Origin of the sequence: Streptomyces sp. NBC_00572 (assembly GCF_026341815.1) — a bacterium.
In the GTDB taxonomy this organism is placed as follows: Bacteria; Actinomycetota; Actinomycetes; order Streptomycetales; family Streptomycetaceae; genus Streptomyces.
In genome coordinates, this window is the sequence record NZ_JAPENX010000002.1 from 19,161 (window position 1) to 31,980 (window position 12,820).

The 12,820-nt window shown below is 67.8% G+C and carries 7 protein-coding genes and 1 pseudogene; 3 read left to right on the forward strand and 5 right to left on the reverse strand.

Features of this window, described 5'->3' with window-relative positions; genetic code table 11:
- Positions 1–129: 129 nt before the first annotated feature.
- Positions 130–753 (reverse strand): histidine phosphatase family protein, encoded by a 624-nt coding sequence (locus OG514_RS32455; protein WP_266901052.1) that lies wholly within the window; start codon positions 751–753, stop codon positions 130–132.
- Between the two features lie 358 nt (positions 754–1,111).
- Between OG514_RS32455 and OG514_RS32460 the strand changes: the two genes are divergently transcribed.
- Positions 1,112–1,810, forward strand: coding sequence for a HEAT repeat domain-containing protein (locus OG514_RS32460; RefSeq protein WP_266901053.1), 699 nt, complete (start codon positions 1,112–1,114; stop codon positions 1,808–1,810).
- A gap of 72 nt (positions 1,811–1,882) precedes the next feature.
- On the opposite strand, the gene OG514_RS32465 is transcribed toward OG514_RS32460, so the two are convergent.
- The gene (locus tag OG514_RS32465) at positions 1,883–8,320 is read right to left on the reverse strand and encodes an RHS repeat-associated core domain-containing protein (RefSeq protein WP_266901054.1); all 6,438 of its coding nucleotides are present in this window, start codon (positions 8,318–8,320) and stop codon (positions 1,883–1,885) included.
- A gap of 1,415 nt (positions 8,321–9,735) precedes the next feature.
- On the reverse strand, positions 9,736–10,323 hold the full coding sequence (locus OG514_RS32470) for a hypothetical protein (protein ID WP_266901055.1): 588 nt from the start codon (positions 10,321–10,323) through the stop codon (positions 9,736–9,738).
- Positions 10,324–10,525: 202 nt separating this feature from the next.
- Between OG514_RS32470 and OG514_RS32475 the strand changes: the two are divergent.
- A pseudogene (locus tag OG514_RS32475) lies at positions 10,526–11,171 on the forward strand (transposase); the annotation flags it as partial.
- 12 nt (positions 11,172–11,183) lie between these two features.
- On the opposite strand, the gene OG514_RS32480 reads toward OG514_RS32475, so the two are convergent.
- Both OG514_RS32480 and OG514_RS32485 read right to left on the reverse strand, forming a co-directional pair.
- On the reverse strand, positions 11,184–11,576 hold the full coding sequence (locus OG514_RS32480) for a hypothetical protein (RefSeq protein WP_266901056.1): 393 nt from the start codon (positions 11,574–11,576) through the stop codon (positions 11,184–11,186).
- A 28-nt stretch (positions 11,577–11,604) separates the two neighbouring features.
- Positions 11,605–11,832, reverse strand: coding sequence for a hypothetical protein (locus tag OG514_RS32485; RefSeq protein WP_266901057.1), 228 nt, complete (start codon positions 11,830–11,832; stop codon positions 11,605–11,607).
- Positions 11,833–12,050: 218 nt separating this feature from the next.
- Between OG514_RS32485 and OG514_RS32490 the strand changes: the two genes are divergently transcribed.
- Positions 12,051–12,776 (forward strand): leucine-rich repeat domain-containing protein, encoded by a 726-nt coding sequence (locus tag OG514_RS32490; RefSeq protein ID WP_266901058.1) that lies wholly within the window; start codon positions 12,051–12,053, stop codon positions 12,774–12,776.
- Positions 12,777–12,820: the final 44 nt, after the last annotated feature.

Here is a 12,820-nt window from a genome sequence, read left to right on the forward strand (position 1 = left end):
CCAAGAGGAACAGGCGCATGGAAGGTTAACGACCACAGCTGCTTGGGGACTTTGAGGGCAACCCAGGGCGCCGGTCCCGTGCGAAACCGGCGGTGGCCGCCCATCCCATCACATAGCTGGTACCCACACTCAGATATGAAGCTCGGGAGGGAAACCGGTCCAGCGGAGCTCGGCCGGAAGGTGGCCTGTGTCATTGAATAGGAGGACGGACGGGAGTCGGCCGGGCGCGTAGCGGATGACGGTCAGTGCGGCATTGGCGTGGTTGATGCCCATCCAGCGCTGCTTCGGGGCGTCGAGGGCATCTCGGACAAGCCAGGCGATGAGGAAACTGTGGGTGACGACGAGTTCGTGGCAAGGCTCACCGCCGGTGACGGGTCCGGTGAACTGCGCGAGGGCCTCCTGCGCCAGCCCGGGTCCCTGTTCGCGTTCCTCGGCCGGGAACTGGGCCAGGTGCCCGAGCATGGCGTCGGCCGAGTGCGGCGGCAGCTCTTCGCGTTGCGGCATGTAGGGAATGTAGTCGCCAGCAGGTGCGAACCGTCGCAGGGGAACACCGTCAAGCTGCTCGCCGATGAGCTGAGCCGTCTGCTCTGCGCGTGCGAGCGGGCCGTGGTAGACGGCGGTGAGCGGGGCCTCGCGGAGACGTTCGCCGAGCAGGACGGCCTGGCGGCGGCCGATGTCGGTCAGCTTGCTCTCGTCCGGCGAGGCCTCACCGTGCCGCGTGAGGTAGAGATGGCGGGCAGCTGTGCCGGTCATGGAAGGATCCTCCGTCAGAGTTGAACTTGCGGACGTCTGAGCGGACGTTGGCAATCGGCATACGGTTCCGCCGCCGATGGCTACGTCACGCAAGGTACCTACCGGCATCGATGCGACTTGGTCCGTCGACGGTGCCGCGCCCCTTGCTGCCGGCCTCCGGCATGAAGTGAGCAGGTAACCGGGGGGGATCGCGGGCGAGAAGTGCCCGAGCCACCGCGCCAAGGTCGCGACGGACTCCTGATGCGGTCCGGTGCGGTCGGCCATGTGGATGGTGTGCGCCGCTGACCGGCGGACCCGCTCCACCGACACGACCCGACCCGCCGCGTCGGAGCAGACGAGGCTGCGGGACGATGAGGGCATGAACGCGGAAGAGATCGCTGCCCTCATCACACAAGCCGGTCACAAGGACCCCGATCTGCGTGCCGAGGTGGCGAGCGAGCTGCCCACGGCCCTGTCCGGGCAGGCGGACGATCCCGTACTGGCGGCTTTGATCCGGCTGACCTCCGACGACGAAGCGTGCGTGCGCGAGCAGGCCACCTTCGCGCTGGGGCAGCTCGCCGAGGTGGACGGTCCGGAGATCAGGGCTGCCCTGTGGCGGCGCGTCGAGGACGAGGACCAGGAGACGCGCGAGGAAGGCGTACGCGGTCTCGCCGTGCGGCGGGATCCCGGCGCCGTGCCGCTGCTCGCGGCGCTGCTCGACGAGCCGACCGCCTACGTCCAGACGTTCAACGCGGCGGCGGTACTCGGCGATCCGGGGCTGCTGCCTTCGCTGACCAAGTACGACCCGGCGGATCCCGGTGTCAGTGAGGCGCTGCAGGCCTGCGACCCGGCCGCCCGCGCCCTCCGCGACGCGGCGGCGGGCGCCCTGCTGGAGGCGGTCTACGCCCGGGTGCCCGAGGCGGACGCGGCACTGTACGCCTCGCGCTTCGAGGCGAACCTGACCCTGTCGCTCGTCACCGCCGCACACGGCGTGGTGACGTGGAACGCGGACGGCCTGCTGGTCCGCGCCGACGGAGACCCGCTGCGGGCGGCGGACCTGGTCGCCGAGAACGTCTGAAGGAGTCCCAGAAAGCACCGTGCCCCCGTCCGGCGAAAAGCGCCGGACGGGGGCACGGGGGTATGACGCGTGCTACTTCTTGCGCTTCTGCGCGTTTCGCGTCTTCTCTACGACCTTCTCGTTGAACTTTCTCTTCTGCCTCGCCGAATTCAGCACCTTCTGGTCGAGACAGGGCTCGTTGTTGTCGTACCTCTCCAGGGCTTCTTCCTCGGCAGCGGACAAGGTCTTGCCCGAAGTCTGCTTGCCGCCCTTCGACTGAGCCACGCTCGAGCTGGTGTCCCACGAGGTGGCGTCGTCGTTGGTCGAGTCGTACGTCGTTCCGTAACTCTGCGAGTCACGCCAGCTGTTGATTCCCTCGCTGATGGCGTAGGCCACCGCGACGACGACGACGACCACGACCACGGCCACCACGAAGACGACCAGCGCCTCGGGTGCCGCGAGTACGGCCACGACACCGCCCAGGAGGGCTCCGAAGAACCTTCCGCTGGGGTCGGCGTGGTTGAGCGGGTTGTTGTCCACGTACCCGTAGGCGCTGAGGGTGCTGCGCACCTCCGGGTCCACGGTGAGGAACTGCGCGGTCGACGGGTCGTAGTAGCGGGCCCGCAGGTAGGTCAGGCCCGTCTCCGCGTCCGCGTACTGGCCCGAGTACTGCAGCGGCGTCGACGTGCCGGAGTGGGCACTGACGGCGCCGTACGGCGTGTAGCCGTAGGTGCCGGCGATCGCACCCGCGGCGTCGGTCAGTGCGCGCGTGGAGCCGAGCTGGTCGTGGAAGTACCACTGGCTGCCGGCCGCGGCGATCTGCTCGACCGGGGTGCCGCCGGGACCGTAGAGGTAGCTGGTGGTCCCGTCGTAGAGGAGGTTGGGGTCCTGGTCGGCGTCCCACGAGAAGGCCGTCGTAGTGGTCCCCACGGTCTTGGAAGCGCGCAGGCCGTTGCCGTCGTAGGCGTAGGTCGAAGTGGCGCTGCCGATGGTGGCCTTGGTGAGCCGGTTGGCCTGGTCGTAGGTGTACGCGCTGACGGCACCCGCGCCCGTGGTGGCCTTGGTCCGGTTGCCCTGGGTGTCGTAGGCGTACGTGGTGGCGCCGGAAGCGGGGGTGCCGCAGACCGGGTTGACCGGCGCGGCACCGGTGGTGGACCAGCAGAGCTGGCCCGCCGCGTCGAAGACCTGGTTGGTGGTGCCGATCTGGATCGGATTGGCCGCCGCGTCGTAGCCGAAGGTGGTGGTCGTGGAGCCCGTGGCGGTCTTCAGCTGATCGCGTGCCGTGTAGGCGAAGGTCTGCGCGCTGCCCGGTACACCGGTCGGAGTCTCACCGCTGAGCTGGCCCGCGAGATCACGGGTGTAGGTCAGAGAGGCGAGTGTGGTCGTGCCCTTCTTGAGCGTGTCCGTCATCCGCTGGCCGGAGTCGTTGAATCCGGTGGTGGAGACGGTGCCGTTGGGGTAGGTCGTGGAGTTCCAGTGGCTGTCGGCGTCGTAGCCGAAGGTGGTGGACTTGGTGTTCCAGTCCACCAGCCCGGTCAGCCGGTCGGCCTTGTCGAAGGTGCGGGTGAGGGTGCGGCCGGTGCCGCCGGGGTAGACGATGGAGGTTTCGTTCCCGTTGGCGTCGTAGCCGAACGTGGTGGTCGCCCCCGCGCCGTTGGTCTGGGAGGACAGCTGCCCGAAGGCGTTGTAGGAGCGGGTCGTGGTGCCCGTTCCGTCGGTCATCGACGTCTGCCGGCCCGCCGGGTCGTAGCTGATCGCGGTGACGTTCGGCGTCGTGCCGTCGGAGTACGTGACCGACACCGGCTTGTTGGCCGGGTCGTAGGTGTACGTGGTGACACGACTCTGCGGGTCGGTGGTGGTCAGCAGGTTGCCCGCGGTGTCGTAGACGGCCGTCGTGGTCCGGTTGTCCGGGTCCTTCCTGGTCGTCTGCAGACCCTGGGCGTTGTAGCCGTAGACGGTGGCCGCACCGGCCGCGTCCACGGTCCTGGCCACGGTCCCGTCACCGTTGTAGACGGTCGTGGGCTTGCTGTTGTCCGGGAGGGTGACACTGGTCTTCTGGTCGAAGGCGTCGAACCCGTTGACGGTCTTGTGGTTGTTTCCGTCCGTGGACGAGGTCATGTTGCCGTTGGCGTCGAACGTCGCCGACACGGTCCGGCCGAGCGGGTCCACGGTCTTGGTGTGGTGGCCCCACACGTCGTAGGTGAATGCGGTGCAGCCCTTGGCGGGCGGCGTGCAGCCGGGAACGGTACCGGCTGCCACACCCGCGGGGCTGACTTGAGAAGTCATCAGCCCCCGGTTGGCGTCGTAGCCGTATCGCGTCTTGTTGCCTTCGGCATCGGTGGCGCTGGTGATGTTGCCGGCCGCGTCGAAGGTGTTCGTGCTCGTGTTGCCCCGCGCGTCCACCGTCCGGGTGGCGTCCGAGGGGTGGGCGGCGTCCTCGTAGTTGATGTTCACCTTGCGCGCGGGAGCCGTGCCGCTCACCGGCTCCTGGGTGACGCTGGTAAGGAGCCCGAATCCGCTGCCGGAAGCCGTGACGTGTCCGGATTCGTCGTACCCGTAGGTGGTGTGCAGACCGGACGGGTCGATCTTCGAGATCAGGTGATCCGCGTCGTCGAACGCCTGGCTCGTGGTGAAGCCACGGGCGTCGCTCGCCGAGATCTGATTGCCGTGGTCGTCGTAGGCGAAGGTCTGGAGGTTCCCCTTCGGGTCGCTCGCCGACGTCATGCCCATGCTGACCGGGTCATAGGTGTACGTCCAGGTCCCGGCTTCGGCGGTGCCGAACCCTCGGGTCTCGGACGTCAGCATCCCGCTCTGGTAGGTGTAGAGCGTCTTGTGGCCCACCGGATCGGTGACCCGGGTCTGCCCGGCCGTCAGGCCCGCCGCGGCATCCGGACCGTACTCGAAGCCGGTGATGCCGCCGAGCGGATCGGTCTGCTTCGTGACGCGCTCGGAGGCGTCGTACACGTTGGTCGTGACCGGGGTGGGGGTCGCCGTGGAGCCGAACTGCGCGGCACTGCGCATCGACGTCATCAGGTGCGCCGCGTTGTAGCCGAACGTGGCGTGGTCGTCGTCCTTGAGCGACGGGGTCCGCGTGGTCCCCGCACCGTAGACGTCGGTGAGGTTGCCGCCGCCGTCGTAGCCGTAGGTGACCTTACGGCCCGCCGAGTCGGACAGGCCCGTGATGTGGGTGCCGGTCCAGGTCAGGGTATACGCGCGACCGCCCGGGTCCGTGATGGTGCTCAGCTGGCCGGAGCCGTTGTACGCCATGGTGGTGGCGTACGGCGGGGTGGCCTTGCTGCCGACCAGGTCGGTCGCCGAGAGCAGGCGCCCCGTCGCGGTGTCGAAGGTGAAGACCTCCTTCGACTTGCGCGTGAAGGTGTACTTCGTACCGGACTTTGTCAGGGACGCGTTGTAGCGCGGGGCGCTCGGGGCATAGGTGCCCGCGGTGTTGATGAAGGTGACCTGCGAGCCGTCCTCCTGACTCACCGTGACATCACCGCTGGTGCCGTTGGTGGCGGCGGAGAGATTGTAGGAGTACGTCCAGCCCCAGCCGAAGGCCCCGTTGATCGCCAGGGAGGCGTTCGGGCCGGCCGGGCTGGAGAGGGCGGAGGCGTAGGTGCGCGAGAAGTTCAGCGGCGCGCCGCGTCCGGGAGTGTTCAGGTCGGTGATGGTCTCGCCGAAGTACCCGGTGCTGGTGTCCACCGGGTCACCAGCGGTACGTCGCACACAGCCGCACTGGGTCCAGGCCGGGTTGCTGCCCTTGGGTGCGTCCTTGATGCCGGGCGGTCCGCCGATGGGCTGGCCCGGGGTGCCGCCCATCGGGATGAAGGCCACGGCGTCGTAGGCGACGTCGTAGTCCGCGTAGTTGATGTTGCCGGAGCCGGTGATCTCACTCTGGTTGGTGAGCTTGACGTTTCCGCCGTTCTGCATGGCGAAGGTGCCGATGGTGACCCATTCCTCGGATCCCCAGTCCTGGTTCACCCGGATCTTCCACGGGCTCACCCCGCCGCCCGGATTGATCGTGTAGACCACGTTGGTGGCCGAGGCCGCGGTCGACGGGAAGTGCAGCTTGATCTTGTAGTACTGCAGCTTGGGCAGGTTCGGCGTCCAGGTACCGGTGTTGATCAGGTCCGGGTTGGAGCCGTCCTCGGTGTGCGTGAACAGCACGTGGCCGCCGAAGCCCGCACCCAGCTGGTGGGTGTCCAGGGCTCCGATCGGGTCACCGGCGCCGTTGGTGCCATAGGAGTACGAGAAGGTGCCGCCCTGCGACCAGTTCGAGGAACCGCAGCCCACCAGGTTCAACGGTGGCTGGCTCTGGGACTCGTCGACGATGATCGGCGAACCGTAGCCGGCGTTCGGGACCTTGGAGGTGTCCAGGGTGCAGGTCGGCGGATGTGGGTGGGGCTTGACGACGGCCGGTTCTGTGGACCCAGCCCCAGCGGTGTACGCGCTGGTCGCGCACGTGGTGGCGCAGTCCGAGATGAACGTCACCGGCGAGTGCCACCAGCACTGGAGGCTGGCCAGGGTGCAGTTCTTGGGGTTCTGCGCGCCCGTCGGGTCGCACAGGTTCTCCGCCGTGCAGAAGGCGCCGACCGGCGGGATCTGCAGCCAGGTCTTGCCGCCGTGGTAGTCCGGCTTGGGGTACGCCGGCTGGTTGAAGCGCAGGATGGGCTGGCCCACCCAGCCCATGATGCGTTCCTGGTACGGCCAGCTCGCGGGGTGCGAGGCGTCCGCGTAGGAGGAGCGCAGGTAGGGGGTGCGGGTCGGCGGGTAGTCGGGGTTGGCCGGGTTGTTGGACCAGCCCAGGCCCCAGGTGCCGTCCGCACCGACGCAGGTGGGGCTGGGAACGCAGCCCGTGGTGTTGCCGAACTTGGCGTTGGGCTGGATGCCGGAGTTGTACGCCCAGGCGGCCAGGTACCAGTTCTCCAGGTAGCGGGGGTTGCCGCCGTTGACGGTGATGCCCGCGTCGTAGAGCTGGTTCCAGGTCCTCTGCAGGATCTGCAGGCCCGCGGACACGTTCTCCTGGTAGTCGACCGCGATCTTCGTCTGGCCGTTCACCGAGTAGGTGGTGTCGCCCTTGGACATGCCGGTCGTGACCTGGCCCAGGCCGTAGCCGCAGTCGCCCTTGGCATAGTCCATGTGGCTGATCGAGCCGCCGGCGCCGTAGTAGTCGCCGACGAGTACGCCGCCCGCGATGCCGGGCAGGGCGTGCCAGGAGGCCTGGCTGTAGTTGCTCTCCTGCGCGACGATCGCCTGGTAGATCGAGCGGGGCACCGTGTCGAAGGTGTCGCCCGCCGGGTGCTTGAGCGCCACCCTGCCGAAGTCGCTGTTGGGAGCGTACGCCGCCAGGCCCAGGTTCGAGAACCCGGCCGGGCGGGTGTAGGCGGAGCCGGTCAGCAGACCCTGCTCGGCCATCTCGATGCCCCAGGAGACCTGCGCCGTACCCGGCTGGAGGACCTGCCGGTTCTCGGCGAGCCGGTCCACCGCGCACTTGGGGGTGGTCTGAGCCGCCGCCACCGCCATGGGAATGACCGGCTGCGGCGACTTCGTCCACAGGCTGCCGGAACCGGAGCTCGGCGCGGTGTTCAGGGACTTGTCGCCCGCGGAGGGTGCGGCGACGGGCTTCACCACGGGGGTCGGCAGTGCGGTGACCGCGGACCTGGCGGACTTCGCTGCCGGGCGGTTCAAGAGCCCGCCGCTCTTGGTGGCCAGCACCAGGGGCGCGGACGAGGTGGTCTTGGCGCCGTCGCCTATCAGGGCACCACCGTCGAGGGAGACAGCGGTGACGCCGTTCGGGAGGCCCTTGGCCTGTGCCCGGGTGATCCCGGAGCCGGAAGCGACATCGCTGGCGCCCACCGCGATGGCATGGCCGGAGCGGCCCTGCATGAGGCGCAGCGACTCCTTGGGGCCCTGCCCCAAGGAGGAGAGCTTTCCGGAGCGCAGCCGCATCAGCTTGGACGGTTCGGAGCGCTCGGACTGGACCGCGAAGTCCACCGTTCCGCCGGCCGTCGGCCGCAGGTCGTACGCGTCACCGTCGACCTTTGCGAGCACCTTCGGCGCGGCGGAGCCCGCCGCGGGCGAGGGAATCCGTACGAGAGAGGCACCCATCACGCCGACCGGGCCCTCTGGTGTGGGGACCACGGAGGTCACCTGCCCCTGCACAGTGACCGTGCTGCGGATCTCGCCCGTGGGCAGATCCACCGAGAGGACCTGTGTACTGCGCTGGTTCTCACCGGGGTTGACGACGAACGTCGCGTCTCCAGCGAGGCCACAGCCCGGCGAGTGGTACTTCATCGCCACACCGCTGGCCACCGGCTTGACGGCGCCGCTGCGCAGATCGACCGAGTACGCGAACGCCCCGTGGTCCCGGGCTTCCGCCCGGTTGACGGCGGACGCCGGCAGTATCGTCACCGCCGCGTAGCGCCCGTCGCCCGAGACGCACTGATAACCCGTCCAGGAGGCATCGTCGATGCCTCCTGGACGCATGACCGCCAGCTCACGCCAGGTGTAGCCGCCGGCGCCGGTGCCCACGGCCAAGTGGTAACCCGCGCTGTCACCCCACCCGTTGACGAGAACGTCTGCCGCCGGACCCGTCGATTCGGCGGCTGTCCGCGCGGCGGGCGCCTTTGCGGCCGTCGGACCGGACGCCGCGGACGCGAGGCCCGGTGGAGCCGCCAGCAGGGACACGGCCAGGAGCAAGGTCCCTGGTACGCCCAGCGTTGGCCTTCTATATCGCGACACAACAAACTCCCCCTGAAGGGGTGCGCACGGTGCACACTCCACACGCCGCACCGGATCCACCAGCACGGCGAAACCCCGGCCGGATCTGGACCGATGGAACGGCCGGACCGGCAGGGAAACCTTTGGACGACGGCAAGGCCGAGACCGGCGGCGGTGCCGGAGTCAGGGACAGAGGAGGGGCCCACCGGCCCGGCGGCGGAGACGATCACGCCAACCGCGACGCCATGGATGTACCCCCAGCCGGACCACGTCCGACACGCCCCTCAACGCGTCGGGCTTTTCCGGCAAGCGGGTGTAGTCGAAGTGGCCCCTCCCACGTCGAACCTGATTATTAGATCATCCTTAAATCTAGACAATTGGCACATACAATAAATGGGACAGTAAAGATTTGACATTGCCACAGGTGGCACCCGAACACGCTTCGGCCCCGTCGGGGGAAGTGCATTCCAGGGCCGGGGCGCCATGCGCCAAGAGGTGCCGGTGCGGAGAAGTCCAGACTGGGTGACATGTCGGTTATATGCACACTGGAGCAAGTGGAGAATCGACTCGCTCACCACCTTTATGTCCACCTTCTTCACATTCGGGATATTCGGGTCTCGCCGAGCATGGCCACCAATCCGGTGAATGGCTTGATTCAGACTTGCAGAACGAACCGCGGCCATGGCATATGCACGAGAAATCTGGTCGACACCTACAACGAGAACACCTCACAGCGGCAAACGTGAGGTGAATGCTGAACACTCGTGCAGGCGGCCAGTCGAACGGTCGACTGGCCGCCGATCACACTCACGGAAAGGAAGATTCGATGAGGCGCAACATAATTCTTGCCAGTGCTGTGATGGCCTCCCTTTCCCTGGCTTGCTTCGCTACCCCGGAGAAGGCCTGCTTGATGGGCCGCGGGACTCCCGGTACCTCCGGCTTCCGGCACCGAGGTCGACGCCGAGAAAACCGCCACGAACATGGACCGACGCCACGGGGTTTATGAGGCCTGCCAGGTGGCGGAGTACGAATACCAGACGGCGGCGTCGTCGTCCCAGCCGTCCTCGCGCTGCATGTAGCCAAGCATCGAGCGGCGATGGCGATGGAGTCGCGGCCGGCGCGGCGGGCGGCGGGCGGCGGGCGGCGGGCGGCGGGCGGCGGGCGGCGGAGGCCAGACCGATTTGCAGCGAATGCCCGATCCAGGTCATCGGAACCCCAGACCTTCCTTAAAGTTCAATCTCCCGTCCTGGGAGCTCCTGCTCCTCCCAGGGCAGCTCGGATGGAGGGATCAGGAAGGACTGAGTGGGCTCGTGCCGCCGGACCCGTCCATCCCGCTGCAGGAACCTCCTCCCCGCCGCCTGGCGAACGAGTAGCCTCGGGGGCGGGATCTGCGCTTCGAACCACGGGGACGAATGCAGGTCCTTCACCTCAATGGCCTTGCCGTCAACGACGATGTCCCTATCCTCCGGACGAGACCGCAGCGCCCGGCTCCACGCCGTGGTCCGGACGTCCCAGTCAGCTTCGGGAACCTCGCACGCCATCAGGAACCCGACGAACTGGCTCCGGCTCCGCGGAATGAGCTGCCGGGTCACGAGGCGGTGCGCCGCACTGCGCCGAAGTACCCCGTACCCGCCGGCCCGCGACTCCATCAGCCGCAACGACAGCGACCCGGCCCGCCGGTACAGGTCCACCAGCGCCTCGATAAGCTCCGCCACATCCCAGATCGCCTCCGGCTTCGGCGCAGGACGCCTCCGGCGCGTACCAACCACCGCCTCGCGCCGGGCCGCCTTCCACAACAACAACGCCGTCTCCAACGACGCGTCACATGCCCTGGCGTACGACAGGACCGTCGTACGCGTCGGCACCGAGTCCCCCGATGCCGCCCGCTGCAACGCCGTCGCCGTGCACTTCGTCCTGGTGGCCAGCTCCCGGTAAGTCCGGCCCGACCTTGCGCGCTGTCCCGCAGCCAGCGCGCAAGGTCGGCCAGAGCCCCCTTGCTGGTCGTCACCGGACCCGCAGATCACGGCCGCACTCAAACGAGCCGGCCGTAAGCGCGGCAACGAGGCCGAAGCCGAGCGGCTCCGCGAGGCCTTCCGCCAGGACTGGGCCCACCAACCGCCCCTGGTCGAGGACGCGTTGGGCAGGCAAATGCTCGCTCTCCTAGGCCAGCTCACAGCCGCTTGCGCCGCCGCGGACGAACTCGCCCAGGCGGTGGAGGAAGTCTTGCCGCAGCATCCTGACGCGGAGATCATCCTCAGCTCTCCCGGCCTTGGCACCCAGCTCGGGGCCCGTGCGCTGGCCGAGATCGGAGACGATCGCACCCGGTTCGCCGACGCCCGTGGCCTGAAGGCCTACGCCGGCGCCTCACCCATCACCCGGGCCTCGGGGAAGAAGTCGAGCATCACCCGGCGCTGGGTGAAGAACGACCGTCTCAACCATGCGGGATACCTCTGGGCTTTCGCCTCTCTGACGGCCTCCATGGGAGCCCAAAGCCCACTACCGACGCCGACGCGACGAGCACTCCGACTGGCACGCCGCCCAGCGCAATCTCTTCAACCGGCTGCTCGGCCAGCTCTACCGCTGCCTCAGGAACCGTCGGCTGTTCGACGAACTCGCTGCTTTCCCACCTTCGGGCGAAGCACTTGGTGCGGTGGCCGCATAGGTTGCGGACCGATCAAGCCGGAGGTTTCACCCAGGGAGCCAGACGTTCCCCGACCGTGAGGTTCTCGCACCAGTACCGGAAGACGGTCCCCTGGACGATGTCGAGCTGCCCAGCCGCGACCAGGCCGGAAGCGAGACTCGGCCCGCCCGCATCGGCCTCGAAGGCAACTAGTACGGGAGGTGCCTCGCCGACCTGCCGGGCAATGAGCCGGACCTCGTCAGGCGTCGGCGCACGAAACACAGGATCCTGGAAGGCGGCCGGGCACATGACAAAGACCGGGTCGCTGAACACCAACTCCAGGCCGTGGGCATACGAGATGTCGTGCCCGGCGCCCAGACGCAACCGCCCGGGGTCGCAGGCGACAATGTCCCAGTCCCACCAAGACCCTTCGGGAAGCTCAATCACAGCTCGTTGCCGACCCTGGACCGCGCCGTCAATCGTGAATCACCAAACCAAACTCACGCAGCCGCGGAAGGCAGACTTCCAGGCACGCCTCCAGAGAGACGGCGTCCACGCGGACCAAGAGATCATCCCGAAGCGGAGCCCCGCTCGCGACGACGGTCCAAGGCTTCATCGCATCGCGCATGCGCTCGGCGTCGGCCTTGAACAGCACTGTCACACCCTGCTCTGCCAACGACTCCATGACCCGCACTACGTCCATCGCATCCCCACCCCCTGCCCGCAATCGAACAGCCAGAAGGCTACACCGGGGCTCTCACGACCCCGGCTTGACTGCTTGGCACCGTGAGGTGTCTACCGCCTCGCCAGCACCCGAGCACGCGCCGAGGAATCGGCCAAGGCCGGCTGATCTTGTCGTAACTGCCTGCCGGCCCCGAGATCCGGACGAGAATCGGAGCCCAGGAGGACTGATGAAGGGGGATGGCCGTGAGGCAGACACTGAACCTGTGGCGTCAAGAGCTCGGAGAGGTGCCTGAGTCGGTCTGGCGACAGACCGAGCTCCGCGTGCTGATCCTCGCGGACAACGGACTTACGGCCCTCCCTCCAGACATCGGGCACCTACACCAGCTGAACACCCTGGACCTGGGACACAACGCTCTGACGTCGGTGCCCGAAGAACTCGGCAAGCTGACCGAGCTCAGCGACTGTCTCTACCTCCATGACAACCAGCTGACACGACTTCCGGACTCTCTGGGAAACCTGACCCGGTTGCGCTACCTCAATGTTGGTGAGAACTCCCTCACCACCCTGCCGGAGATGATCGGTGGGATGAGCGGCCTCATCGAGCTCAGGGCACAGCACAATCGGCTCACCACCTTGCCCGTTGCCATCGGCCAGCTCCACAACCTGCGTGAGCTATGGCTCAGGGGGAACGCGATCGAGCACTTGCCGATGTCGGCAGCCGGCCTGCGCGAACTACGCCATCTGGACCTACGCGAGAACTCTCTGAACGGGGTGCCGGAGTCACTGGCCGGCCTCCCGCGCCTGCGTCAGATCGACCTGCGGAGCAACCGCCTTGGCCAGCTGCCCGACTGGCTCGCCCTGATGCCATCGCTGGAGAAGCTGGATCTGCGTTGGAACGAGGTCGACCCCTCGCTACCGCTCCTCGGCGAGCTGGAGCGGCGGGGGTGCGTCGTCCTGACGTGACAGAGACGACACCACCTCTCGCCACAGTGCCGCCATTTCTCGGG

Bases quoted from the DNA above. Each gene is read 5' to 3' on its own strand.
- OG514_RS32455 (WP_266901052.1), bottom strand. From the start codon at position 753: ATGACCGGCACAGCTGCCCGCCATCTCTACCTCACGCGGCACGGTGAG.
- OG514_RS32460 (WP_266901053.1), top strand. From the start codon at position 1,112: ATGAACGCGGAAGAGATCGCTGCCCTCATCACACAAGCCGGTCACAAG.
- OG514_RS32485 (WP_266901057.1), bottom strand. From the start codon at position 11,832: ATGGACGTAGTGCGGGTCATGGAGTCGTTGGCAGAGCAGGGTGTGACA.
- OG514_RS32490 (WP_266901058.1), top strand. From the start codon at position 12,051: ATGGCCGTGAGGCAGACACTGAACCTGTGGCGTCAAGAGCTCGGAGAG.